We start from the raw sequence: 22,202 nt of genomic DNA on the forward strand, positions 1-22,202 counted from the left end.
ATGGACCCATGAGGATCTCGGCACGGGCGGATTACGCGGTACGGGCGGTACTGGAGCTGGCCGTACGGCAGGGTAACGGGCCGGTGAAAGCAGAGGAAATCGCGGCCGCCCAGGGGATCCCGCACAAGTTCCTGGAGGGGATCCTCGGCGATCTGCGCCGCGCCGGGATCGTGGACAGCCGGCGCGGCGGGGGCGGCGGCTACCGGCTCGCCCGCGAGGCCCCGGCGATCACCGTGGCCGACGTCATCCGGGGCGTGGACGGCCCGATCGTCTCGGTCCGCGGCGAACGCCCGACGGGCCTCACCTACACCGGCACGGCCGAACCCCTGCTCCCCCTCTGGATCGCCCTGCGCGCGGGCGTCCGACGCATCCTGGAGGGCGTGACGATCGGGGACCTGGCCGCGGGCGGCTTGCCGGACCCGGTCAGCACGCTGGCCGCGGAACCGGCGGCGTGGGAGAACCCGTAGGGGGAGGGCCTTGTGCCCCGCGGGGTCCGGTCACGACCCCTTCGCGCCGCGGGGCGGCTCACCGCGGCCCGCGCCCCTGGGGCGGACGTACGGCCGCGGGGCCGGAGTGAGACGGCCCCCGGTGATGAGGGAACCGGCCTGTTTCAAGCCGCGGACGCGGATGCTCACCTCGTAGCCGCCGATGTCCGGGATCGACGCGATCTGCCGGGTCAGGAAGCGGTAGAGGTCGTCGGTGTCGCGGCAGATGGCGATGGCCATGATGTTGTCCGGCCCGCTGATGGCACCGGCGAAGGCGATCTGGTCGTGCCGGGCGATCTCCTCGCCGACCGCCTCCAGACGGTGCGGCGGGACACGGAGCCAGAGCGTGGCGTGCAGATGGTGCCCGAGCAGTTCGGGGAGCAGGTCCACGTCGTAGGAGAGGGTGCCGGACTCCTCCAGCGCCGCCAGCCGGCGCAGCACCCGGCCCTTGCTCCAGCCCGTCTCGGCGGCCAGCCGGGCATGGGTGGCACGGCCGTCGTCGGCGAGCGCGGCGAGCAGCGGCCCGTCGTCGTCCGTGACCTCGAGGTACGGCCCGGACGGGGGCGCGGTGCCGGCGGTCAGCAGGGCCTGCTGTCCGGCCGTCAGCCGGCCGCCGTAGCCGTTCCACTCGGCGGACAGCCCGGTGCCGAAGTCGTGCAGGATCATGTCGATGTGCAGGTTCAGCACGGCCGAGGTGCGGGGCAGCTCCGTCAGGAGGACGGTGTCCCCGGAGTCGCCCGCCGAGGAGCGCAGCAGGCAGATGATCTCCGAGCCACCCGAGGCGAGCCGTACGAACGACACCTCGGGGCGGCGCACCAGGGCCTCGGCCAGCGCCCCCACCCGGTCGGGCCGGCAGGCGATCCGGGCGACCCACTCGACCTGCCCGTACGCGGCGGGCGCGACCCGTCCGTGGACACGGACCACACCGCTGCGCACCAGCGCCTGGTAGCGGCGGGCGACGGTCTGCTCCGAGGCGCCCACGGCCTCCGCTATCCGGGCGAACGGGGCGCGTGGCGCGCATTGCAGGGCGCGGATGATCTGTCGGTCCAGGGTGTCGGGCATGAGTCGATCGTTCCATGAGCGGCGGCGGTGTGGAGGTTTCGGACCGAGTCGGGGGGCTGGTTTGGAGCACGGTCCGGCGCTCGCCGAGGGTGGTGGGCGTACCAGAGGAAAGGACGCGTGTTCCCATGCGTAAATGGCTGCCCCTCCTGGCGGTCTGTCTCGGCTCGTTCATGCTGTTGATCGACGTCACCATCGTGAATGTCGCCCTCCCCGACATGTCCCTCGCCCTGCACAGCACGTTCGCCTCGCTGCAATGGGTGATCGACGCCTACGCCCTGGCCCTCGCCGTGGTGCTGCTCGGCGTGGGAGCGCTTGCCGACCTGACCGGGCACCGGCGCGTCTACCTGGCCGGCCTCGTGGCCTTCGCGCTCGCCTCCGCGGTGTGCGGCGCGGCGCCGAATCCGGGCACGCTGATCACGGCCCGTGCCGTGCAGGGCCTGGGCGGCGCCGCGATGTTCGCGACCGCCTTCCCGCTCCTGAACGCCTCCTACCAGGGGCGCGACCGGGGTACCGCCTACGGCGTGTGGGGCGCGGTCTCCGGCGCCGCCGCCGCGGTCGGCCCCGTCCTCGGCGGTCTGCTCACCGAGGCCGCCGACTGGCGGTGGATCTTCTACGTCAACATCCCGATCAGCGTGGCGGCGGTCTGGCTCGCGGCCAAGGCGCTCTCCGCGGACCGGCCCACACCGGGACGCCGGCCCGACTGGGCGGGAACCGTCCTGTTCACGGTGGCCGCCTCGGCGCTCGTCCTGGCGGTGATCCGCGCGCAGGAGCACGGCTGGACCTCCGGGGCGGTCCTGGGCCTGTTCGCCCTCGCCGTCGTCGCCTTCGTCGTGTTCCTGGCCGTCCAGGCCCGCTCGCGGCACGCGATGCTCGACCTTTCCCTGTTCCGCAGCCGCTCGTTCACCGGCATCATGATCGCGTCGCTGACGGTGAACGTCGCGGCGTTCGCGATGCTCGCCTACACGTCGATCTGGCTGCAGTCCCTGCTCGGCCTGACTCCGCTGGAGGCGGGGCTGACCGGACTGCCGCTGTCCGCCGCCTCGTTCTGCACCTCGCTGGTCGCCGGCCGCTTCCTGCACGGCGTCCGCCCGCAGCTGCTGATAGGCGGGGGAATGGTGCTGATCGGTGCCGGTGCCCTGGCCGAGAGCCTGCTGATCGGCGCGGGCTCCGACTGGACGGCACTGATCGTCGGCTACGCGGTGATCGGCGTCGGAGCCGGCGCCACGCTGCCCACGCTGGGCTCCTCGGCGACCGCGGCGGTGGGCTGGCAGCGCGCCGGGATGGCCGCGGGCGCGACCAACAGCGCACGCCAGCTGGGCCACGCCATCGGCATCGCCGTCCTCGGCAGCGTCTTCGCGTCCTCGTCGGCCGCGTGGCTCACCGACCACCGGATCCAGGGCGCCGCCGCCCTCGGCCGGGCCCTCTCCGGGGGCGGTGCCGGGCACGTCCTGGCCGCCACCCCGGCCGTCGGCCGCGCCGGACTGGCCGAGGCCCTGCACGGCGCCGCGGCGCACGCCCTGCGGGCCGGCTTCACCGTCGCCGGAGTCGTGGGCCTGACCGCCGGAGCCCTGGCCCTGATCCTGATGCGCCCCGAGCGGGTCGCCCCCGCGGTGGAACCGGAGTTCGCGCACGCCTGACCGGGCCGCCCGCCTCTCAGGGGCCGTTTTCCTGGAATCGTGGGCGTCGCCCCGCAGACTCGGGCGGCCGGTGGGACCAAAGCGTCCTGCGCGGAGGCGATCAGGGCGTCGGTGGCTTCCGATGCCTGCCCGTTCCGGGGCCGAGCTTCGGTGACGCCTCCGGAGCGGCGGCGGCCTCGGCGCGGGGAAACAGGATGCGCCTTGCTTCCGCGAGGTCCGCCGCGAAGCCGTGCGCCTCCCACAGATGGCCGTTCCACCGCTGGATCGCACGGGGCGCATCGGGGTTCAGATGCGATGCCCTCGGGCCGTCACCGGTCACGAGGGGTACGGCGCGGAGCTCCCCGATCCTCGCGTCGCGACGCTCGGCCCACTGGGAGAGCGGTTCGTCGGCCATGCCCGGAGCGTAGTGGGTCAGACGATCCGGTGCTCCCAGCACAGGGAGGGAGCCTAAACCGGGCTCTGGGCGAAGCTGGGGAAGAGGGCCGATTCGTCGCGATCTGCTGGACCGCCCAGATGTTCAGGCACTTCGAGGACCCGAAGCCCGGTTATGTGGCCGACTGGTCCGACCTGCCCGCCTGGCAGCGGGAGACGGACGCGGACATCTTCGAACGCATCGAGGGGACCGTCTGATCTCAGGCGCGACGACGTCCCCGTCCGGGGCCGATCCGGGCGGGGACGTCTTGTTGCAGGCCATAGCCTTGCGTTGCCTGTTCCCGGCGGCGGCCTCCCGCCTGCGCCGACGTACTGACTCCGCGCGAGTCGCCGCCGGGCAAGACCGTGCGGGCGGTCGTCGCCGTACCGGCGTCTTTCGAGAACGTTTTCGATCCCGCACCAAACATTCACAGCCGTGCCTAGGAACGTGACGCGCGTCGACCCTAGTCTTCCCGCGTCATGGACTACTGCCTCCCGTGCCGACGGCACCTCAACGGCGCCCTGGTCTGTCCGGGGTGCGGAGCACCGGCCGAACCGGCCGACCGGATACCCGGTCCGGCGCGGGTGGAGCCGGAAGCCGGGGAGCCCGGACAGGGGATGGGGGGAGAGCTCCCGGAGCCCGCAGGGGGCCGGGCGGAGCGGCGGAGCCGCAAGGCCGCCGCACACCGTCGGCGGCGTCGCCGTACCGTCCTCCTCGCCGCCGGCTTCCTGCTCGCGGCGGCCGGCCTCGGCCTCGCCGAACTCGGCACCGACGCGCCACTGCCCTTCACCGGCGGCGGTACGGCCACCGTCAAGGACACCTCGGCCGACGATCAGGGCGGCTCCAGCCCCTCGGGTCGGACGACCGCCCCGCTCCAGGCCGCCAACGGCCCGGCGACCTCCGGCGCGACGGCCTCCGTGAGCGGGTCCCCGTCCGCGGGGGCCAGCGGCTCCGCCTCGCCCTCCGCCTCCGCAACCGGTACGGCAAAGGCGCCGCCGTCCGCGACCACCGGCGGCGGCTCGCCCGTCACGGTCCCCAGCACCGCGCCCACGACACCGCCGGCCGCCCCGCCCCCCACCACCGCCCCCGCGACCTCCGCGCCACCCCCGGCGCCGTCCCCGACCCGCACCTGCGACCGCTTCCTTTGGTGGTGCACCTGATCGGGACCTGAACGGCACCGGACCGCCGGAATTGCGCCTCTCCCATGCCATCGGCCGTTCGGGGCATCGATGACACCGAAGGGACGTCACGGCGGTTGAGTCGTTACAGGGACAGGTTCCGAAGGAGTGCGGATGACGCAGAACAACGCCGTGCACGGCACGGTCGCCGAGGGGTTCGAGGCGGTCAGGGAGGAATTCGCCGCATTAGTCGCGGCCGAACGGGACGACTACGAGGGTCAGTTGTGCGCCTACGTGCGCGGGCGGTGCGTCGTGGACCTGTGGGCGGGCCCGAGCGGGACGGGCGAGGCGCTGTACGGCGTCTTCTCCGCCACCAAGGGCGCGGCCCACCTGGTCGCGGCGCTGCTGGTGCAGGACGGCACGCTGGAGCTGAACCGCAAAGTCACCTACTACTGGCCGGAGTTCACCACCGAGGGCAAGGGCGAGCTGACCCTCAGGGACCTGCTCGCACACCGGGCCGGACTGGTCGGCACGGACGCCGGGTTCACCCGCGCCGAGCTGGCGGACGACCGTGCGGTCGCCGAACACCTCGCCGACCAGCGGCCGTTCTGGCGACCGGGAGCCGCGTTCGGCTATCACGCGCTGGTCATCGGCGCGCTGACGGGCGAGGTGGTGCGCCGGGCGACGGGCCGTACGATCCAGGACCTGTACGAGGACCGGGTCCGCGTCCCCTACGGGCTGGACTTCCACCTGGGCCTGCCGGCCACCGCCGAACCCCGCTTCCGCGGCCCCCAGCCGCTGCTCCCCACCCCCGGACAGCAGGCGCTCATCGACGCCTCGCCGCGCGGCCCGCACACCCTGGAGGCGATCGCCTTCAACCGGCACGGCGCCGAACCGACCGTCCTGGAGCGGCTGTACGAGGACCCGCTGATCCGCGCCAAGGGCCCCGCCTCGGCGGGCGGGATCGCCTCGGCGCGGGGGCTCGCGCGGATGTACGCGGCGATGATCGGGGAGGTCGACGGCAAGGCGCCGCTGCTGAAGGCGGACACGATCGCGGAGTTCGGCCGGATCCACTCCGCCGGCTACGACCTGGTGACCCGCGACCACCGGTCCTTCGGCCTCGGCTTCCAGGCCACCGCCGACCTCTGGCACCCCGTCCTGGGCGCCGGCTCCGTGGGCCACAGCGGCGCCAACGGCACCCAGGCGTTCGCCGACCCGCACGCCGGCCTGGCGTACGGGTACACCCGGCGCCGCTTCACCTTCCCCTACGGAGCGGCGCCGGAGAACGACCGGCTGGTACGGGCGGTGCACCGGGCGGCGACGGCCGCCGGGTGACGGCCCTCACGGGTGGGGAGGCGCATCCCCACCCAGTGGCCCGGAATGCCCATGGGCTACGGCTTGACGACCATCTTCCCGGTGTTGTCGCCGCGCAGCAGCCCCAGGAACGCCTCCAGGGTGTTCTCGATGCCCTCCACCACGGTCTCCCGGTACTTCAGCCGTCCCGAGGCCACCCACGGCCCGACCTCCCGCACGAACTGCGGCTGGAGGTCGCGGTGGTCGTTGACGAGGAAGCCCTCGATCCGGCCCCGCGTCTGGATCAGCCGCGCCAGGTTGCGCGGGCCGGGCGCGGGCTCGGTGTCGTTGTAGACCGAGATCATGCCGCAGACGGCGATCCGGCCGCCCTCTCGCAGCGAGCCGATCGCCGCCTCCAGGTGGTCCCCGCCGACGTTGTCGAAGTACACGTCGATCCCGTCGGGCGCGGCCTCGCGCAGCTGCTTGGACACCGGGCCGTTCTTGTAGTTGAACGCCGCGTCGAAGCCGTACTCCTCCACCAGCAGCCGCACCTTCTCGTCCGAGCCGGCCGAGCCGATGACCCGCGAGGCACCCTTGAGCTTCGCGATCTGCCCCACCTGGCTGCCGACGGCCCCGGCGGCGCCGGAGACGAACACGATGTCGCCCTCCTTGAAGGAGGCGGTGCGCAGCAGGCCCGCGTACGCGGTCAGCCCGGTCATGCCGAGCACCCCGAGGTACGCCGACAGCGGCGCGGCCTCCGGGTCGACCTTCACGGCGTGCTCCGCGTCCAGCACGGCGTACTCGCGCCAGCCGAGGAAGTGCAGCACGTGGTCGCCGGCGGCGATCCCCTCGGCGCGGGACTCGATCACCTCGCCGACCGCGCCGCCCTGCATGGCCTTGCCCAGCTCGAACGGCTCGACGTACGACTTCGCGGCACTCATCCGGCCCCGCATGTACGGGTCCACGGAGAGGTACGTGTTCCGTACCAGGATCTGCCCCTCGCCCGGCGTGGGGACGGGCGTCTCCACGAGCGCGAAGTCCTCCGGCTTCGGCCAGCCGACGGGGCGGCTGAGCAGGTGCCATTCGCGGTTGATGTTCGTCGTCATCGCGGTGGTGCCTTTCATTTATTTCACTACCTGAAACAATGGTTAGGCTGAATATTTAAGATTGTCAAGTAACCGGGTAGGCTGGGGGGTATGGCACCACCGCATCCCCGCCGTCCGGACCAGCTCACCCTGGACGTCGTCGAACTGATCGCCGAGGTCGTGGCGCGCTATCACGCGGACTACGACGAGGCGGCGGCCGAGCACGCCCTGACCGGTGCGCAGGCCAAGCTCCTCAGCCTGCTCTCCCTCGGGCCGCTGCCCATGCGCAAGCTCGCACAGAAGCTCAAGTGCGAGCCGTCGAACGTGACGGGGATCATGGACCGCCTGGAGGCGCGGGGCCTCGCCGAGCGCCGCCCGGACCCCGCCGACCGCCGCGTCAAGATGGCGGCGGCCACGGAGGAGGGGCTGCGGGTGGCCCGCGAACTGCGGGAGGGGCTGCACTTCGCGCGCGAGCCGCTGGCGGGACTGTCGGCGCAGGAGCGGGGGACGCTGCGGGATCTGCTGCGGCGCGTGCTCGACGCGTAAGGTTTCCGCCATGCGTGATCTGGGGGCGGGATTCAAGTACCTGGTCGAGGGCCAGCGGTGGGTGGCGCGGCACGGCCGGCAGTACGGTCTCGCCCTGCTGCCGGGCCTGATAGCACTGGTCCTGTACGTGGCCGCGCTGATCGCGCTGGCCATATGGGGCGACGACGCGGTGACTGGGGCCACGCCCTTCGCGGACCACTGGCCGGGCCCCTGGGGCACGCTGTTCCGGGGTTTCCTCACGGCGGTGCTGTTCGCGCTGGGGCTGCTGCTGGCGGTGCTCACCTTCACCGCGGTGACGCTGATCATCGGACAGCCGTTCTACGACAACCTCTCGGAGCGGGTGGACGCCTCCCGGTCGCCCGACGGTACGGCCCCCCGGTCCGCGCTCCCCTTCTGGCGCGAGCTGTGGCTGTCGGCCCGCGACAGCGTCCGCGTCCTGGTCCGGGCGGCGGTGTGGGGCGTCCTGCTGTTCGCGCTCGGCCTGCTGCCGGTCGTCGGCCAGACGGTGATACCGGTGCTGGGCTTCTTCGTGACCGGCTTCTTCCTCGCGGAGGAGCTGACCTCGATCCCCTTGCAGCGCCGGGGCCTCGACCTGCGCGCCCGTCTCGCCCTCCTGCGCTCCCGCCGCCTCCTGGTCTGGGGCTACGGCACCCCGCTCGGCCTCGCCTTCCTCGTCCCCTTCGTCGCCGTCTTCCTGATGCCCGGCGCGGTGGCCGGCGCGACCCTGCTGGCGCGGGACCTGCTGGACGAGGAGTCCGGCCCGGCGGAATCCGAGCCCGCCTCCCCCGCGCGGGCCACGGACGGCTGACCGCGCCGGGATCTCAGCCGGGCGTCGTGCGGAAGCGGCGGCGGTATTCCGTCGGCGTGGTGTCCAGCCTGCGGCGGAAGGCCCGGACGAGGGTGTCGGGGGTGCCGAACCCGCAGGCGGCGGCGATGCGTTCGAGGGTGGCGTCTGTGGACTCCAGCTCGTTGCGGGCGCGTTCGACGCGGACCGACTCGATGTAGGCGTGCGGGGTCGTGCCCAGCTCGTTCTTGAAGATCCGGGTGAGCTGCCGGTCGCTGATGTGGGCGTACCCGGCGAGCCGGCCGACCGTGAGGGGCTCGGCGAGGTGGCGCAGGATGTAGTGGCGCAGGTCCTCGATCCGCCGGGTCGTGGACGGCTGCTCCAGCGGGACGCTGAACTGGCTCTGCCCGCCGGGCCGTTTCAGGTACATCACCAATTGCCGGGCGACCCGCAGCGCGACCGCCTCGCCGAGGTCGTCCGCGATCAGCGCGAGGGACAGGTCGAGGCAGGCGCTGATGCCGGCGCCGGTCCACACCTCGCCCTGGCGGATGAAGATCGGGTCGGCGTCGACCCGGACGGCCGGGTGGTCGGCGGCGAGCTGCGGCGCGGTCGACCAGTGCGTGGTGGCCCGCTTGCCGTCGAGGAGCCCGGCGGCCGCGAGGATGTGCGCCCCGACGCAGACCGAGGCGATCCGCCGGGCCCGCGGGGCGAGCGCCCGCACCCGCCGTACGACCACCGGATCCACCGCCGGCCGCAGCCGGCCGTCGCCGTCGGCCTCGACCGCGCCCGGCACGATCACGGTGTCGATGCTCCGGGCCGCCAGCGCGTCGAAGGTGGCATCGGGCAGCACCCGCACCCCGGCGGCCGTGACGACGGGATCCGGGGTCCCGGCCGCGAGGAGGACCTCGTACGCCGCGGCCTCCTCCGTCTCCCGCCGGGCGAGATGGAAGACCTCCGGCGGCCCCGTGACATCGAGCAGGTCGACCTGGTCGAAGAGGACGATAACGATCAGCCGGTCGACGGTGTGCACAGACCCCCCTGGCGGTGGAACGCGGCGATGTCCGCTTGTGCGGCGTCGGTTTCTGCATGTTAGACGTCATTGCCGACGTGCGGGGGAGCGCCATAGCGTCGAGGGCACCGGCCGCCGCATCGGTGCGCCGCTCCCGACTCCCGACCGCACAAGGTGGTTCTGCCATGCCCCGAACGACGCTGCGTCAGCTGAACGGCTTCGACGACACACCCCCGAAGCTCGCCGGCGCCACGCTGGTCCTGATCGACTACCAGAACACCTACACCACCGGCGTGATGGAGCTGGACGGCTGGCGTCCCGCCCTCGGCGCGGCGGCCCGGCTGCTGGAGCGCGCCCGCCGGGAAGGCACCCCGGTCATCCACGTCGTCAACGACGGCGGCGAGGGCACCCCCTACGACATCCGCGCCGAGATCGGGCGGATCCACCCGAGCGTCGCCCCGGCCGAGGGCGAGCCCGTCGTCGTCAAGCAGGCGCCCGACGCCTTCCACGGCACCGGACTGGGCCGGCTGGTGGACGAGGCCGGCCGCGGCGACCTGGTCATCGCCGGATTCATGACCCACATGTGCGTCGCCTTCACCGCCCAGGGCGCCTTCCTGCGCGGCAACCGCCCCACGGTGGTCGCCGACGCCTGCGCCACCCGCGCGCTGCCGGTCACCGGCGGGGAACTGGACGCCCCCGCGGTCCACCTCGGCGCCCTGGCCACCGTCGCCGACCTGTACGGCGTCGTCGTACCCGCACCGGAGTCCCTGGCCTGACCGCATCAGGCGGGGCCGGCGGGTTCAGCGCACGGAGAAGGCGTACACCGTCTCGGAGCGGTACACCTCGCCGGGGCGCAGCACCGTGGACGGGAAGGACGGGTGGTTCGGGGAGTCCGGGAAGTGCTGGGTCTCCAGGGCGATCCCGTCGCCGGGGGCGAAGGGCGCGGGGAGGTGGTCGCCGGTGTAGAGCTGGAGGCCGGGCTCGGTGGTGGAGACCGTGAGGGTGCGGCCGGAGGAGGGGTCGTGCAGCTCGGCGACCTCCTCGGGGGCGGCCGTGACTCCCTTGTCGAGCACGAAGTTGTGGTCGTAGCCCGTGCCCACCTTGCGGGCCTCGCGGAAGTCGAAGCGCGAGCCGGTCACGTCGCGCAGCTCGCCCGTCGGGATCAGCTCCCCGGTGACCGGCGTCAACCGGGAGGCGGCGAGCCGCAGTTCGTGCCCGGCGGCCGAACCGGTCCCGGCGCCCGCGAGGTTGAAGTAGCCGTGGCTGGTGAGCGCGACCACCGTCGGCGCGTCCGTCGTCGCCTCGTACGCGATCCGCAGCGCACCGGACGCGTCCAGCGTGTACGTCACCACCACGTCGAGCCGGCCGGGGAAGCCCTCCTCGCCGTGCGGACTCACCCGCGCCAGCCGCACCCCGTGCCCGACCGCCGTCGCCTCCCACACCCGCTTGTCGAACCCGCGCGCACCCCCGTGCAGCAGATGCGGCCCCTCGTTCGGCTCCAGGGCGTACACCGCGTCGTCCAGCGCGAACCGCGCCCCCGCGAGCCGGTTGGCGTACCGCCCGACCAGCGCGCCCAGGTACGGCTCCGGATGCGCGAGGTAGCCGTCGAGGCCGGGGAACCCGAGCACCACGTCCGCCGTCCGGCCCGCCCGGTCCGGCACCTCGACGGACCGTACGATCCCGCCGTACGTCAGGATCTCCACCCGCGTGCCGCCCCGCTCCAGCGTCCAGCGGTGGACCTCGGTGCCGTCGGGAAGTGTGCCGAAGAGTTCGCTCATGCCAAAACCCTAGGTGACCGCCCCGGACCTCTGTAGCGTGCGGTCATGCGACCCGTCACCGTGTCGACCCAGGTTCCCTGCCCGCCCGCACAGGTCCACGACTTCCTCGATGTGCTGGCCCACCACGAGCGGTTCACCGACCACTACCTGACCGACTGGCGCTGCAGCGGCCCGAGCCGCGGCTTCGGCGCCCGCGCCACCGTCACCGCCGCCCTGGGCGGCACCAGGACCGACGTCGGCATCGAGGTCATCAACTCCCGCCCGCCGCACCGCATCGTCGAGCACAACGTCAGCGCCGCCGGCCGCCGCCAGGCCCACGGCATATACACCATCGCCCCGCTCCCGGACGGCGGCAGCCGCGTCTCCTTCACCTACACCTGGCTGCGCGCCCCGCTGCCCGAACGCCTGCTGGCCCCCGTCGTCCGCGCCACGATGCGCCGCGCCAACCGGACGGCCATGCGCCGCCTGGCCGCCGAACTGGCCCGGTACCGGGAGGCGGACGCTACGCCACCGGACCGGCGGCCGTGACCGTCCGGTACGCGATCGCCGCCAGCCGGGCCTGGCCGTCCTTGCTGGGGTGGAACCAGTCCCACTGGCTGAGCTGGCCGGTGCCGAAGCGGTAGTCGTACACCGCGTCGCCGTCGAAGCGGCAGCGGCGGTCGGCGGCGCAGACCTCCTTCAGCACCTTGTTGTAGGCGACCACCCGGTCCGCCACCTGGTCGCGCCGGTGCTCGGCCGCCGCGCCCAGGTCGTCGGCGTCGCCCAGCATCGAGGGGCAGATGCCGAGCTTCCACACCTCCTTGCCCAGCGGATTGCCCCGGCCCTGCTCCCAGAGCCGCTTCAGGTTCGGCACGCTCGCGACGTACACCTGCGTCCTGGGCGCGGTCGCGCGCAGCGTGCGCAGGGCCTCCTCGAAGTCCGCGCGGAAGCCGGCGACCGGGGTCATCGCCCTCGTGGAGGAGCGGCAGGCGTCGTTCGCGCCCACCAGCACCGTGACCAGTTCCGGGTCGCGACTCGCCGCGTCCGCCATCTGCTGCGAAAGATCCGCCATCCGGGCGCCCGTCATCGCGTAGTTCCAGCTGTGCGCGGCCGCGCCCCGCGCACCGAGCAGCCGCACCGCCAGACTGTCCACCTGGGCGTCGCTGCCCGTCGCCCAGGACACCTCGGGGCAGTCCGACAGCACCGTGCACGCGTCGAAGCCACGGGTGATGGAGTCGCCGACCGCGGCGATCGAGGCCGGACTGCGGTTCCACAGCGGCGCCTTGGCGGCCCTGGCCGCGGTGCCCCGAGTCGCGGCCGAGCCCCCGGTGTCGCACCCGGCGACGCCCAGCACGGTGGCCGCCGCCACGGCCAGGGCGAGCCGCGCCCGGTGGCTTCGCTTCCGCATCCCTGGTGTTCTCCTCGCTCGAAGTGGTGCTTTCCCCATGACAACGTGCGAGGGTTCCCGGTGTCCGGGCCGCTGGAACGAACGGGGCCCGTACAAGCGTCCCACTGGGTGAATGGTGAAGGATTCCTGGCACCGGGACCGACGGTACGTCACCCTCCTTGCCCCGCCGCAAGGTAGCCTCGCCATCAGCGCGGCCGTTCGTGCCACGGCCGCCAGCAAGCCAGCAAGATGTCCCGCTCTGCCCGGAGGTTCCGGTGACGACACGTGGAGTTCTGTACGTGCACTCCGCGCCGCGCGCGCTGTGCCCGCACGTCGAGTGGGCCGTCGCGGGGGTGCTCGGCACGCGCGTCAACCTGGACTGGATCCGGCAGCCCGCGGCCCCCGGCACCTGGCGCTCGGAGTTCTCCTGGCAGGGCCGGCCCGGCACCGCCTCCAAGCTCGCCTCCGCGCTGCGCGGCTGGCACCTGCTGCGCTTCGAGGTCACCGCGGAACCCTGCGCCACCGCCGAGGGCGAGCGCTACAGCTGCACCCCCGACCTGGGCATCTTCCACGCCGTCACCGGCATCCACGGCGACATCCTCATCCCCGAGGACCGGCTGCGCGCCGCCCTCACCCGCTCCCAGCGCGAGGAGACCGACCTGGAGGCCGAGATCGCCAAGCTGCTCGGCAAGCCGTGGGACGACGAACTGGAACCGTTCCGCTACGCGGGCGAGGGCGCGCCGGTGCGGTGGCTGCACCAGGTGGTCTGAGTACCACCCGGTGGTCCATGGACGCGGGAAGGGCCCCCACCAGCCGGTGGGGGCCCTTCCCTGTGCGTACTCGCAGGCACGTACTAGATCGTGCGGAACGCCAGCACCACGTTGTGGCCGCCGAAGCCGAACGAGTCGTTCAGCGCGGCGATCCGGCCCTGCGGCAACTGCCGCGCCTCGCCGACCACGATGTCCGCGTTGACCTCGGCGTCGAGGTCCTTCACGTTGATCGTCGGCGGCGCCGTGCGGTTCACCAGCGCCAGGATCGACGCCACGGTCTCGATGCCGCCGGCGCCGCCGAGCAGGTGACCGGTCATCGACTTCGTGGCGGAGATCGCCATGTGCTCGACGTCGTCGCCGAACACCTTCCACAGCGCCTTGATCTCGGCGACATCGCCCTGCGGGGTGGACGTGGCGTGCGCGTTGACGTGCACGACCTCGGCCGGCTTCAGGTCCGTGTTGTCCATCAGGTTCTGGAGCGCCTGCGCGATGCCGTTGCCCGAGGGCTCCGGCTGCGTGATGTGGTGGCTGTCGGCGGAGATGCCCTGGCCGACCGCCTCCACGTAGATCCGGGCGCCGCGGGCCTTCGCGTGCTCCTCGGACTCCAGGATGATCACACCGGCGCCCTCGCCGAGCACGAAGCCGTCGCGGCCCGCGTCGAAGGGCCGGGACGCGCCCGTCGGGTCGTCGTTGTTCTTGGACATCGCCATCATGTTGCCGAACGCGGCGATGGGCAGCGGGTGGATCGCGGCCTCGGTGCCACCGGCGATGACCACGTCCGCACGCCCGGTGCGGATCATCTCGACCGCGTACCCGATGGCCTCCGCGCCCGAGGCGCAGGCCGAGACGGGGGTGTGCACGCCGGCGCGCGCGCCCAGGTCGATACCGACGTTGGCTGCCGGGGAGTTGGGCATGAGCATCGGCACGGTGTGCGGGGAGACGCGGCGGACGCCCTTCTCCCGCAGCACGTCGTACTGGTCGAGGAGCGTGGTCACGCCGCCGATGCCGGAGGCGATGACCGCGCCGAGCCGGTCGGGGTTGACCGAGGCGTCCTCGCCGGCCCTGGCGGTGAAGCCGGCGTCCTGCCACGCCTCGCGCGCGGCGATCAGCGCGAACTGCGCCGAGCGGTCGAGCTTGCGGGCCTGCGGCCGGGGGAGGATCTCACCCGGCTCGACGGCGATCCGGGCGGCGATGCGGACCGGCAGGTCCGCCGCCCAGTCTTCTTCCAGGAGGCGGACACCGGACGTGCCGGCGACCAGGGCCTCCCAGAACGAGGCTGCGTCGCCACCCAGCGGTGTGGTTGCGCCGATACCGGTGACGACCACGGTGCGATTGGTCGGGCTCACGGGAATTCTTTCTCCAACGGATGCGGGAATCTACGGCGCCACCGCCGGGTGGCGGGGCCTTGCAGCCCGGCGGCCTCGCGGCCTGCCGGACCAGAGGGCCTCAGCGAATGGCTCAGGCCTGGTGCTTGAGGATGTAGTCGGTCGCGTCGCCGACGGTCTTGAGGTTCTTGACGTCCTCGTCCGGGATCTTCACGTCGAAGCGCTCCTCGGCGGCGACGACGACCTCGACCATGGACAGCGAGTCGACGTCCAGGTCGTCGGTGAAGGACTTGTCCAGCTCGACGTCCTCGACCGGGATACCGGCGATCTCGTTCACGATTTCCGCGAGACCCTCGACGATCTCTTCCTTGGTGGCGGCCATGTCAGGCGCTCCTTCTTCGATAATCCAGACGGGTTGGTGGCATTGGTCTCCCCACCGGATCGCATGATCCGGCACGGAGTGCCTAGGGGAGGGTAACGACCGTGGCGGCGTAGACGAGACCCGCCCCGAATCCGATGACGAGCGCGGTGTCGCCGCTCTTGGCCTCCCCGGTCGCCAGGAGCCGCTCCATGGCGAGCGGGATCGAGGCGGCCGAGGTGTTGCCGGTGGTGCGGATGTCACGGGCGACCGTGACATGCTCCGGCAGCTTGAGAGTCTTCACCATCGAGTCGATGATCCGCACATTGGCCTGGTGCGGGATGAAGACGTCCAGGTCTTCCGAGGTGATCCCGGCCGCGTCCAGCGCCTGCTGGGCGACCTTCGCCATCTCGAACACGGCCCAGCGGAACACCGCCTGGCCCTCCTGCGTGATCGCGGGGAACTTGATGTTCCCCGCGCTGTCCAGCGGGAGCTCGCCGACGTCGCCGATGTGGAAGCGGTCCCACGGGACGGTCTGCTTGATGATGTCGGACTTGTCACCCTCGGAGCCCCATACGGTCGGGCCGATGGCCGGCTCCTCGGAGGGGCCCACCACGACCGCGCCGGCGCCGTCGCCGAACAGGAAGGCCGTGGCCCGGTCCTCCAGGTCGGTCAGGTCGCTGAGCCGCTCCACGCCGATCACCACGACGTACTCGGCGGAGCCCTCCACCACCATGCCCTTGGCCAGGGTGAGGCCGTAGCCGAAGCCCGCGCAGCCGGCCGAGATGTCGAAGGCGGCCGCCTTGTCGGTGCCGAGCTGGTCGGCGATCGAGGTGGCGATGGCCGGGGTCTGGGCGAAGTGCGACACCGTCGAGACGACGACCGCGCCGATCCGCGAGGCGTCGATACCGGCGTCGGCGATCGCCTTGCCGGCCGCCTCGACCGACATCGCGGCGACCGTCTCCTCGGGGCCCGCCCAGTGCCGGGTCTCGATGCCGGAGCGGGAGCGGATCCACTCGTCGGAGGAGTCGATCTTCTCCAGGATCACCTCGTTGGGCACCACACGGGTCGGGCGGTAGCCGCCGACACCGAGGATGCGCGCGTACGGGGCGCCCTTGCTGGGCTTGATCTTCGCCATCTACGGCTCCTTAGGCGTCAGGCGTCGACGTGCTCGGTGATGAGCGCACGGGCCGCGTCGAGGTCGTCGGGGGTCTTCAGGGCCAGCGTCTTGACGCCGGGCAGCGCCCGCTTGGCCAGTCCGGTGAGCGTGCCGCCGGGGCACACCTCGATGAGCGCGGTGACACCCAGTTCCTTGAACGTCTCCATGCACAGGTCCCAGCGCACCGGGTTGGCCACCTGGCCGACCAGGCGCTCCAGCACCTCGCCGCCGGAGGCGACGGTCCTGCCGTCCTTGTTGGAGACGTAGGCGATCTTGGGATCGGCGGGCGCGAGCCCGGCGGCGGCCCCGGCCAGCGCATCGACCGCGGGAGCCATGTGCCGGGTGTGGAAGGCACCGGCCACCTTGAGCGGGACGACCTTGCGCACGCCCTCGGGCTTGTCCTCGTTCAGCGCGGCCAGCTGCTCCAGCGTGCCCGCCGCGACGATCTGCCCCGCGCCGTTGACGTTCGCCGGCGTCAGGCCCAGCTTCTCCAGGTGCGCGACCGAGGTCTCCGGGTCGCCGCCGAGCAGCGCGGACATGCCGGTCTCGGTGATCGCGGCGGCCTCCGCCATGGCGAGGCCGCGGGTGCGGACCAGCTTCAGGGCCGCGGCGTCCGACAGCACGCCCGCGAAGGCGGCCGCGGTGATCTCGCCGACGCTGTGCCCGGCCACCGCGCCCGGCGCGATCTCCGACATGGCACCGAGTGCCGCGGCGGACAGGATCCCGGCGGCGACCAGCAGCGGCTGGGCCACGGCGGTGTCCCGGATCGCGTCGGCGTCGGCCTGGGTCCCGTAGTGCACCAGGTCGAGGCCGATGGCGTCCGACCAGGCGGCGACACGGTCGGCGGCACCGGGGAGTTCGAGCCAGGGGGTCAGGAAGCCGGGCGTCTGGGCGCCCTGGCCGGGAGCGACGAGTACGAGCACTCTCACACTCTCTCTTGGGTACGGGCACGGCCGCCCGTGGGGACAGGGACGAAGAACATGGAGGGCTTTTGTTGACCTCCGACAAAACCCTATGCCTGGGGGTCACCGTCGGCCAGGCGCCCCAGGATCAGCGCGATCCGCAGCGTGAACGCGGATCGTACATCCGAAGGCGACCACCCGGTGACGTCTGTCACACGTCGGAGCCGGTAGCGCACGGTGTTCGGGTGAACGAAAAGCATCCGCGCCGCGCCCTCCAGGCTGCTCGCCTGCTCCAGGTACACACTCAGGGTCTCCAGGAGCGCCGATCCGGCCTCTCCCAGCGGTCTGTAGATCTCCTCCACCAACTGCTCACGGGCGCTCGGGTCGCCCGCGATCGCGCGCTCCGGCAGCAGATCGTCCGCCAGCACGGGCCGCGGCGCGTCCTGCCACGCCGTGCACGCCTTCAGCCCTGCCGCGGCGGCCTGCGCGGACCGGGTGGCGGCCAGCAGGTCCGGTACCACCGGACCGGCGACCACCGGACCGGCCGCGTACGGCCCGATCAGCGACTTGGCCACCGCGAGCGGGTTGTTGCTGCCGCCCGCGATCACCACCAGGCGGTCCCCGAGGACGCCGGTGAGCACCTGGAGCTTGGCGTGCCGCGCGGCCCGCCGGATCGCCTCCACGGTCAGCTCGCTGTCCCCGTCCGGCGCGGTGCCGAGGACGACGCACACATGCTCCGGCGAGTTCCAGCCCAGCGCCGCGGCCCGGCTGACCGCGCCCTCGTCGGCCTCGCCGCTGAGCACGGCGTTGACCACCAGCGACTCCAGGCGCGCGTCCCAGGCACCGCGTGCCTCGGCGGCCTGGGCGTACACCTGGGCGGTCGCGAAGGCGATCTCCCGCGCGTACACCAGCAGCGCCTCGCGCAGCACCCGTTCGTCACCCGGCGCGGCCACCTCGTCGATGGCGCTCTCCATGACCTCGATGGTGGTGCGCACCATCTCCACGGTCTGCCGCAGCGTGATCGCCCGCGTCAGCTCGCGCGGCGCGGTCCCGAAGACGTCCGTGGAGATCGCCTGCGGGGCGCCCGGATGCCGGAACCACTCGGTGAACGCCGCGATGCCCGCCTGGGCGACCAGCCCGATCCAGGACCGGTTCTCCGGGGGCATGGCCCGGTACCACGGCAGGGTCTCGTCCATCCGCGCGATGGCCTGGGCGGCGAGACTCCCGGAGGACTTCTCCAGCCGTTTCAGGGTCGCGGCGTGCGTATGGGCGGCGGATGCCGCGGGGTCACCAGGGTGGGATTCGGGTTCGGGCACGGGGACAAGGGTGCCTTATCCGGACGGGACCATGCGTCGGCGGGTCGGCGACCCGGCGTCCGCGCGCACCGGGCGCGGGGCTACGGTGGGCTCGTGATCGACGTACGGCGCGCCGCCGAGCGCTATCCGGGCGGGGACCCGGCGGCCGGGATCGAGACCCGCCACGCCTTCTCCTTCGGCCCGCACTACGACCCCGGAAATGTGCGCTTCGGCCCGCTGATCGCCTGCAACGAGGAACGGCTCGCGCCCGGCGCCGGATTCGGCGAACACCCGCACAGCCACACCGAGATCGTCACCTGGGTGATCGAGGGCGAGCTGACCCACCGCGACTCCTCGGGCCACCGGCGCACCGTGCGTCCGGGCGACGTCCAGCACCTCAGCGCGGCGGCGGGCGTCCGGCACGTCGAACGCAACGACGGGCCGGGCCCCCTGGCCTTCCTCCAGATGTGGCTGGCGCCGCGGGAGCCGGGCGGCGAACCGTCGTACGACATCGTGCCGGGCATCGCCGACGCCACCCCCTACGCCGTCCCGGCCGCGGGCGCGGTGCTGCATGTGCGCCGGCTGGGCGCGGGGGAGCGGACGGCCGTACCGGACGCGCCGTACCTGTACGTCCACGTGGTGCGCGGCGGGGCGCTGCTGGACGGCGTGGAGCTGGGCGCGGGGGACGCGGCCCGGATCACCGGCGCGCGGGACCTGTCGGCGGTGGCGGTGACCCCGGCCGAGCTGCTGGTGTGGGAGATGACCGGCTGACGGCTCGGCCCTCGCCGTCGCGCCAGGCGGTCAGGTCGCCCGTGCTGCGGCCGGGGGAGGCCGCCGGACCGCTGGTCAGCGCACGCCGCGCGTCTCGGCCAGCACCGCGTCGGTGAGGACCGGCCATGCCTCGACGGCCCAGGGGCCGAAGGCGCGGTCGGCCAGGGCGGTGCAGGCGAGGCCCGCGTCCGGGTCGATCCACAGGAAGGTGCCGGCCTGCCCGAAGTGGCCGAAGGTGCGCGGGGAGGAGGAACTCCCGGTCCAGTGCGGGGACTTGCCGTCGCGGATCTCGAAGCCGAGGCCCCAGTCGTTCGGGTTCTGGTGGCCGTAGCCCGGCAGCACGCCCTTGGCGCCGGGGAATTGGACGGTCATCGCCTCCACGACCGTACGCGCGTCCAGCAGCCGGGGTGCCTGCACCTCCGCCGCGAACCGCAGCAGGTCCGCCACCGTCGAGACGCCGTCCTTCGCCGGGGAGCCGGCGAGCGAGGTGGACGTCATGCCCAGCGGCTCCAGCACCGCCTGCCGCGCGTAGTCCGCGAACGGGATGTCCGTCGCCTTGGCGATGTGGTCGCCGAGCTGCTCGAACCCGGCGTTGGAGTACAGCCGCCGCTCTCCGGGCGGTGCCATCACCCGGTGCTCGTCGAAGGCGAGTCCCGAGGTGTGCGCGAGCAGATGCCGCACCGTCGCGCCGGGCGGCCCGGCCGGCTCGTCCAGCTCGATCGCCCCCTCCTCGTACGCCACCAGCGCCGCGTAGGCGGCCAGCGGCTTGGTGACCGAGGCGAGGGGGAAGCGGTGGGCGAGGGGTCCGTGCGTCCCGAGCACGGTCCCGTCGGCTCGGACGACACCCGCGGCCGCGGTGGGCACGGGCCAGTTCTCGATCGACGCCAGGCTGTTCAACGACATGCCGCCGAGCCTATGCGGCTCACAGCACGAGCCGCATCGACGGGTCGGGATCACGGGTGAAGCCCAGCGACTCGTACAGCGGCCGCGCGTCCGGCGAGGCGGTGAGCAGGACATGACCGGCGCCCCGCTCCCGGAACCAGGTCAGCAGCTCGTCCATGCACGCCCGCGCGTAGCCCCGGCGCCGGGCGTCCGGGTCGGTGGCCACGCTGAACACGTAGCCGACCCGGCCCCGCGGGTTGAGGGGGGTGCCGACGCGGTAGTCCACGGTGCCCGCCGCCAGCGCGGCCAGCGCGCCCGGCCGGTCCGGCGACTCGACGACGAACGCCGCGAAGTCACCGCCGCCGTCGCTGCCGGCGCCGGCGAGCCGCTCGCGCAGCAGCGGCAGGGACTCGGCCTGCCAGCCCGTCTCTCCGGTGAAGCCCGGCCGGTCCAGCGAGTCGATCATGACCTGGCGCAGGCGCAGTACTTCGGCGGCATCCTCGGGCGCGGCCCGGCGTGCGAGACTCATGGCCCGCAGGCTATCCACCGGCCCGGCGCCCGGTCGTGCGGATTTCTCACCGGCTCGGCTTGCTTGGAGCGCACTCCAACGTCATAGCGTTGAGGCATGACGGTGATGCAGACCACGCCTGCGACGCTCGAGGACTCCCACCCCGCCGACATCTGCTCCGCCCGGCCCCCGCGCCACCCGCGCCCGGACGGCCAGGACAGCTACACGATCAGCGAGGTCGTCGCCTGCACCGGCCTGACCGCGCACACGCTGCGCTGGTACGAACGGATCGGCCTGATGCCGCACGTCGACCGCTCGCACACCGGTCAGCGCCGCTACACCAACCGCGACCTGGACTGGCTGCACCTGGTGTCCAAGCTGCGGCTGACCGGCATGCCGGTGGCGGACATGGTGAGGTACGCGGAGCTGGTGCGCGAGGGAGCCGGGACCTACCGGGAGCGGCAGGAGCTGCTGGAGCAGACCCGCCGGGACGTGCTCGGCCGGATCGCGGAGCTGCGGGAGACGCTCGCCGTGCTCGACTACAAGATCAACTTTTACGCCGACGAGGGGAACAAGCGATGACCGACACCAGGATTCCGACGGCCCGCCTGGGCGCACAGGGGCCCGAGGTCGGTGTGCAGGGACTCGGCTGCATGGGCATGAGCTTCGCCTACGGCCCCACCGACGCCGGCCAGGCGCGCGCCGCCCTGGACCGCGCCCTGGAGCTGGGCGTGACCCTCTACGACACCGCCGACGCGTACGGCGCCGGCGAGAACGAGCGGTTCCTCGCCCCGTTCTTCCGGGCCCACCGCGACGAGGTGGTGATCGCCACCAAGTTCGCCCTGTCCATCCCGGAGGACGACCCGACCAAGCGGATCATCCGCAACGACCCCCCGTACATCCGCGCGGCCGTCGAGGCCAGCCTCCAGCGGCTCGGCGTGGACGTGATCGACCTCTACTACATGCACCGCCGCGATGTGAACGTGCCCATCGAGGAGAGCGTGGGCACGATGGCGGAGCTGGTGCGCGAGGGCAAGGTCAAGCACCTGGGCCTCAGCGAGGTCACCGCCGAGGAGCTGCGCGCCGCGCACGCCGTGCACCCGATCGCGGCCGTGCAGTCGGAGTGGTCCCTGTTCAGCCGGGACATCGAGACGCATGTCGTGCCGGCCGCGCGGGAGCTGGGTGTCGCCCTGGTGCCGTACTCGCCGCTCGGCCGGGGCTTCCTCACCGGCGCGTTCGCCGACGCGGACAAGGATCTGCCGGCCGACGACTTCCGCCGTCAGCAGCCCCGCTTCACCGGTGACAACGCCGCCGCCAACGCGGCCCTCCTGGAGCCGCTGCGCGCCATCGCCACCGCCCATGGCGCCACCCCGGCGCAGATCGCCCTGGCCTGGGTCCAGCAGCGCGCCGCGGTCGACTCCCTCCCGGTGATCCCCATTCCGGGCACCCGCAAGGCGAGCCGGGTGGAGGAGAACGTGGCCGCGACCCGGATCACCCTGACCGGGGACGAGCTCGACCGGCTGGAGCCGATCGCGGGCAAGGTGGCGGGCGACCGGTACGCGGACATGACGTTCACGTCGGCGGGCAGGGAGGCGTAGGCCGGCCCCGGCGGGAACGCGGGGGCCGCGCGGCCGACCGCCCCGCGCCCCGCCGGACC

The 22,202-nt window shown here is 72.9% G+C and carries 25 protein-coding genes and 1 pseudogene; 13 read left to right on the top strand and 13 right to left on the bottom strand.

All coding sequences use genetic code 11. The features are described from left to right. The first annotated feature begins 8 nt into the window (after nt 1–8). Nucleotides 9–467: an RrF2 family transcriptional regulator gene (locus ACZ7EC_RS07020; protein WP_471058966.1), complete on the top strand. Its 459-nt coding sequence runs from the start codon at nt 9–11 to the stop codon at nt 465–467. A gap of 30 nt (nt 468–497) precedes the next feature. Here the strand turns inward: ACZ7EC_RS07020 and ACZ7EC_RS07025 are convergent, their stop codons facing one another. Next, complete coding sequence (locus ACZ7EC_RS07025) at nt 498–1,547, bottom strand: Lrp/AsnC family transcriptional regulator (protein WP_471058968.1); 1,050 nt, start codon at nt 1,545–1,547, stop codon at nt 498–500. A 125-nt stretch (nt 1,548–1,672) separates the two neighbouring features. Between ACZ7EC_RS07025 and ACZ7EC_RS07030 the strand changes: the two genes are divergently transcribed. Further along, nucleotides 1,673–3,184, top strand: coding sequence for a DHA2 family efflux MFS transporter permease subunit (locus tag ACZ7EC_RS07030; protein ID WP_471058970.1), 1,512 nt, complete (start codon nt 1,673–1,675; stop codon nt 3,182–3,184). A 100-nt stretch (nt 3,185–3,284) separates the two neighbouring features. Here the strand turns inward: ACZ7EC_RS07030 and ACZ7EC_RS07035 are convergent, their stop codons facing one another. After that, a complete protein-coding gene (locus tag ACZ7EC_RS07035) occupies nt 3,285–3,578 on the bottom strand; it encodes a DUF6087 family protein (RefSeq protein ID WP_471058972.1) in 294 nt (97 codons plus the stop codon). Nucleotides 3,579–4,075: 497 nt separating this feature from the next. Here ACZ7EC_RS07035 and ACZ7EC_RS07040 point away from each other — a divergent pair. The 3 genes and pseudogenes from ACZ7EC_RS07040 to ACZ7EC_RS07050 all read left to right on the top strand — a co-directional run. Next, nucleotides 4,076–4,132: pseudogene (locus ACZ7EC_RS07040) on the top strand (hypothetical protein); the annotation flags it as partial. 81 nt (nt 4,133–4,213) lie between these two features. Further along, nucleotides 4,214–4,756 carry a hypothetical protein gene (locus ACZ7EC_RS07045; RefSeq protein WP_471059793.1) on the top strand — a complete coding sequence of 181 codons (543 nt, stop codon included), beginning with the start codon at nt 4,214–4,216 and terminating at the stop codon, nt 4,754–4,756. Nucleotides 4,757–4,888: 132 nt separating this feature from the next. Then, the gene (locus ACZ7EC_RS07050; RefSeq protein WP_471058974.1) at nt 4,889–6,049 is read left to right on the top strand and encodes a serine hydrolase domain-containing protein; all 1,161 of its coding nucleotides are present in this window, start codon (nt 4,889–4,891) and stop codon (nt 6,047–6,049) included. A gap of 56 nt (nt 6,050–6,105) precedes the next feature. Here ACZ7EC_RS07050 and ACZ7EC_RS07055 read toward each other — a convergent pair whose 3' ends face one another. Continuing rightward, nucleotides 6,106–7,131 (bottom strand): NADP-dependent oxidoreductase, encoded by a 1,026-nt coding sequence (locus tag ACZ7EC_RS07055; RefSeq protein ID WP_471058976.1) that lies wholly within the window; start codon nt 7,129–7,131, stop codon nt 6,106–6,108. Between the two features lie 72 nt (nt 7,132–7,203). Between ACZ7EC_RS07055 and ACZ7EC_RS07060 the strand changes: the two genes are divergently transcribed. Together ACZ7EC_RS07060 and ACZ7EC_RS07065 are read left to right on the top strand one after the other, a co-directional pair. After that, nucleotides 7,204–7,638 (top strand): MarR family winged helix-turn-helix transcriptional regulator, encoded by a 435-nt coding sequence (locus tag ACZ7EC_RS07060; protein WP_471058978.1) that lies wholly within the window; start codon nt 7,204–7,206, stop codon nt 7,636–7,638. Between the two features lie 10 nt (nt 7,639–7,648). Next, nucleotides 7,649–8,446 (top strand): EI24 domain-containing protein, encoded by a 798-nt coding sequence (locus tag ACZ7EC_RS07065; protein WP_471058980.1) that lies wholly within the window; start codon nt 7,649–7,651, stop codon nt 8,444–8,446. Between the two features lie 13 nt (nt 8,447–8,459). Here ACZ7EC_RS07065 and ACZ7EC_RS07070 read toward each other — a convergent pair whose 3' ends face one another. Next, nucleotides 8,460–9,452 (bottom strand): GlxA family transcriptional regulator, encoded by a 993-nt coding sequence (locus ACZ7EC_RS07070; protein WP_471058982.1) that lies wholly within the window; start codon nt 9,450–9,452, stop codon nt 8,460–8,462. A gap of 164 nt (nt 9,453–9,616) precedes the next feature. Between ACZ7EC_RS07070 and ACZ7EC_RS07075 the strand changes: the two genes are divergently transcribed. Then, nucleotides 9,617–10,207, top strand: a complete 591-nt coding sequence (locus tag ACZ7EC_RS07075) for a cysteine hydrolase family protein (RefSeq protein ID WP_471058984.1) — start codon at nt 9,617–9,619, stop codon at nt 10,205–10,207. 24 nt (nt 10,208–10,231) lie between these two features. Here the strand turns inward: ACZ7EC_RS07075 and ACZ7EC_RS07080 are convergent, their stop codons facing one another. Further along, nucleotides 10,232–11,209, bottom strand: a complete 978-nt coding sequence (locus ACZ7EC_RS07080; RefSeq protein WP_471058986.1) for an aldose epimerase family protein — start codon at nt 11,207–11,209, stop codon at nt 10,232–10,234. 45 nt (nt 11,210–11,254) lie between these two features. On the opposite strand from ACZ7EC_RS07080, the gene ACZ7EC_RS07085 reads away from it, so the two are divergent. After that, nucleotides 11,255–11,737, top strand: a complete 483-nt coding sequence (locus ACZ7EC_RS07085; protein ID WP_471058988.1) for an SRPBCC family protein — start codon at nt 11,255–11,257, stop codon at nt 11,735–11,737. Here the strand turns inward: ACZ7EC_RS07085 and ACZ7EC_RS07090 are convergent. After that, nucleotides 11,712–12,596, bottom strand: coding sequence for an SGNH/GDSL hydrolase family protein (locus ACZ7EC_RS07090; protein ID WP_471058989.1), 885 nt, complete (start codon nt 12,594–12,596; stop codon nt 11,712–11,714). The genes ACZ7EC_RS07085 and ACZ7EC_RS07090 overlap by 26 nt on opposite strands. A gap of 254 nt (nt 12,597–12,850) precedes the next feature. Here ACZ7EC_RS07090 and ACZ7EC_RS07095 point away from each other — a divergent pair, with 254 nt between their 5' ends. Beyond that, entirely contained in the window at nt 12,851–13,345 is a 495-nt protein-coding gene (locus ACZ7EC_RS07095) for a DUF3145 domain-containing protein (RefSeq protein WP_046425085.1), read from the top strand. A gap of 83 nt (nt 13,346–13,428) precedes the next feature. Here ACZ7EC_RS07095 and fabF read toward each other — a convergent pair whose 3' ends face one another. From fabF to fasR, 5 genes are all read right to left on the bottom strand, one after another. Next, nucleotides 13,429–14,691, bottom strand: a complete 1,263-nt coding sequence (gene fabF / locus ACZ7EC_RS07100) for a beta-ketoacyl-ACP synthase II (RefSeq protein WP_471058991.1) — start codon at nt 14,689–14,691, stop codon at nt 13,429–13,431. A 112-nt stretch (nt 14,692–14,803) separates the two neighbouring features. Beyond that, entirely contained in the window at nt 14,804–15,052 is a 249-nt protein-coding gene (locus ACZ7EC_RS07105) for an acyl carrier protein (RefSeq protein WP_397986116.1), read from the bottom strand. An 82-nt stretch (nt 15,053–15,134) separates the two neighbouring features. Continuing rightward, nucleotides 15,135–16,166 carry a beta-ketoacyl-ACP synthase 3 gene (locus tag ACZ7EC_RS07110; protein WP_471058993.1) on the bottom strand — a complete coding sequence of 344 codons (1,032 nt, stop codon included), beginning with the start codon at nt 16,164–16,166 and terminating at the stop codon, nt 15,135–15,137. Between the two features lie 17 nt (nt 16,167–16,183). After that, nucleotides 16,184–17,110, bottom strand: coding sequence for an ACP S-malonyltransferase (locus tag ACZ7EC_RS07115; protein WP_471058995.1), 927 nt, complete (start codon nt 17,108–17,110; stop codon nt 16,184–16,186). Nucleotides 17,111–17,199: 89 nt separating this feature from the next. Further along, complete coding sequence (gene fasR, locus ACZ7EC_RS07120) at nt 17,200–18,405, bottom strand: fatty acid biosynthesis transcriptional regulator FasR (protein ID WP_471058997.1); 1,206 nt, start codon at nt 18,403–18,405, stop codon at nt 17,200–17,202. A 93-nt stretch (nt 18,406–18,498) separates the two neighbouring features. Here fasR and ACZ7EC_RS07125 point away from each other — a divergent pair, with 93 nt between their 5' ends. Further along, entirely contained in the window at nt 18,499–19,155 is a 657-nt protein-coding gene (locus ACZ7EC_RS07125) for a pirin family protein (protein WP_471058999.1), read from the top strand. Nucleotides 19,156–19,230: 75 nt separating this feature from the next. Here ACZ7EC_RS07125 and ACZ7EC_RS07130 read toward each other — a convergent pair whose 3' ends face one another. Further along, nucleotides 19,231–20,058, bottom strand: a complete 828-nt coding sequence (locus ACZ7EC_RS07130) for a serine hydrolase domain-containing protein (RefSeq protein WP_471059001.1) — start codon at nt 20,056–20,058, stop codon at nt 19,231–19,233. A 19-nt stretch (nt 20,059–20,077) separates the two neighbouring features. Next, entirely contained in the window at nt 20,078–20,566 is a 489-nt protein-coding gene (locus ACZ7EC_RS07135) for a GNAT family N-acetyltransferase (RefSeq protein ID WP_471059003.1), read from the bottom strand. Between the two features lie 96 nt (nt 20,567–20,662). On the opposite strand from ACZ7EC_RS07135, the gene ACZ7EC_RS07140 reads away from it, so the two are divergent. Both ACZ7EC_RS07140 and ACZ7EC_RS07145 read left to right on the top strand, forming a co-directional pair. Continuing rightward, a complete protein-coding gene (locus ACZ7EC_RS07140) occupies nt 20,663–21,127 on the top strand; it encodes a MerR family transcriptional regulator (RefSeq protein ID WP_471059005.1) in 465 nt (154 codons plus the stop codon). Continuing rightward, on the top strand, nt 21,124–22,143 hold the full coding sequence (locus tag ACZ7EC_RS07145; RefSeq protein ID WP_471059007.1) for an aldo/keto reductase: 1,020 nt from the start codon (nt 21,124–21,126) through the stop codon (nt 22,141–22,143). The genes ACZ7EC_RS07140 and ACZ7EC_RS07145 overlap by 4 nt, the downstream gene beginning before the upstream one ends. Nucleotides 22,144–22,202 lie beyond the last annotated feature (59 nt).

Source organism: Streptomyces sp. NPDC037203, assembly GCF_055605065.1.

Excerpts from the sequence above, each read along its gene's own strand:
- ACZ7EC_RS07020 (WP_471058966.1), top strand. The coding sequence starts at position 9 with ATGAGGATCTCGGCACGGGCGGATTACGCGGTACGGGCGGTACTGGAG.
- ACZ7EC_RS07025 (WP_471058968.1), bottom strand. The coding sequence starts at position 1,547 with ATGCCCGACACCCTGGACCGACAGATCATCCGCGCCCTGCAATGCGCG.
- ACZ7EC_RS07030 (WP_471058970.1), top strand. The coding sequence starts at position 1,673 with ATGCGTAAATGGCTGCCCCTCCTGGCGGTCTGTCTCGGCTCGTTCATG.
- ACZ7EC_RS07035 (WP_471058972.1), bottom strand. The coding sequence starts at position 3,578 with ATGGCCGACGAACCGCTCTCCCAGTGGGCCGAGCGTCGCGACGCGAGG.
- ACZ7EC_RS07045 (WP_471059793.1), top strand. The coding sequence starts at position 4,214 with ATGGGGGGAGAGCTCCCGGAGCCCGCAGGGGGCCGGGCGGAGCGGCGG.
- ACZ7EC_RS07050 (WP_471058974.1), top strand. The coding sequence starts at position 4,889 with ATGACGCAGAACAACGCCGTGCACGGCACGGTCGCCGAGGGGTTCGAG.
- ACZ7EC_RS07055 (WP_471058976.1), bottom strand. The coding sequence starts at position 7,131 with ATGAAAGGCACCACCGCGATGACGACGAACATCAACCGCGAATGGCAC.
- ACZ7EC_RS07060 (WP_471058978.1), top strand. The coding sequence starts at position 7,204 with ATGGCACCACCGCATCCCCGCCGTCCGGACCAGCTCACCCTGGACGTC.
- ACZ7EC_RS07065 (WP_471058980.1), top strand. The coding sequence starts at position 7,649 with ATGCGTGATCTGGGGGCGGGATTCAAGTACCTGGTCGAGGGCCAGCGG.
- ACZ7EC_RS07075 (WP_471058984.1), top strand. The coding sequence starts at position 9,617 with ATGCCCCGAACGACGCTGCGTCAGCTGAACGGCTTCGACGACACACCC.
- ACZ7EC_RS07080 (WP_471058986.1), bottom strand. The coding sequence starts at position 11,209 with ATGAGCGAACTCTTCGGCACACTTCCCGACGGCACCGAGGTCCACCGC.
- ACZ7EC_RS07085 (WP_471058988.1), top strand. The coding sequence starts at position 11,255 with ATGCGACCCGTCACCGTGTCGACCCAGGTTCCCTGCCCGCCCGCACAG.
- ACZ7EC_RS07090 (WP_471058989.1), bottom strand. The coding sequence starts at position 12,596 with ATGCGGAAGCGAAGCCACCGGGCGCGGCTCGCCCTGGCCGTGGCGGCG.
- ACZ7EC_RS07105 (WP_397986116.1), bottom strand. The coding sequence starts at position 15,052 with ATGGCCGCCACCAAGGAAGAGATCGTCGAGGGTCTCGCGGAAATCGTG.
- ACZ7EC_RS07110 (WP_471058993.1), bottom strand. The coding sequence starts at position 16,166 with ATGGCGAAGATCAAGCCCAGCAAGGGCGCCCCGTACGCGCGCATCCTC.
- ACZ7EC_RS07130 (WP_471059001.1), bottom strand. The coding sequence starts at position 20,058 with ATGTCGTTGAACAGCCTGGCGTCGATCGAGAACTGGCCCGTGCCCACC.
- ACZ7EC_RS07135 (WP_471059003.1), bottom strand. The coding sequence starts at position 20,566 with ATGAGTCTCGCACGCCGGGCCGCGCCCGAGGATGCCGCCGAAGTACTG.
- ACZ7EC_RS07140 (WP_471059005.1), top strand. The coding sequence starts at position 20,663 with ATGACGGTGATGCAGACCACGCCTGCGACGCTCGAGGACTCCCACCCC.
- ACZ7EC_RS07145 (WP_471059007.1), top strand. The coding sequence starts at position 21,124 with ATGACCGACACCAGGATTCCGACGGCCCGCCTGGGCGCACAGGGGCCC.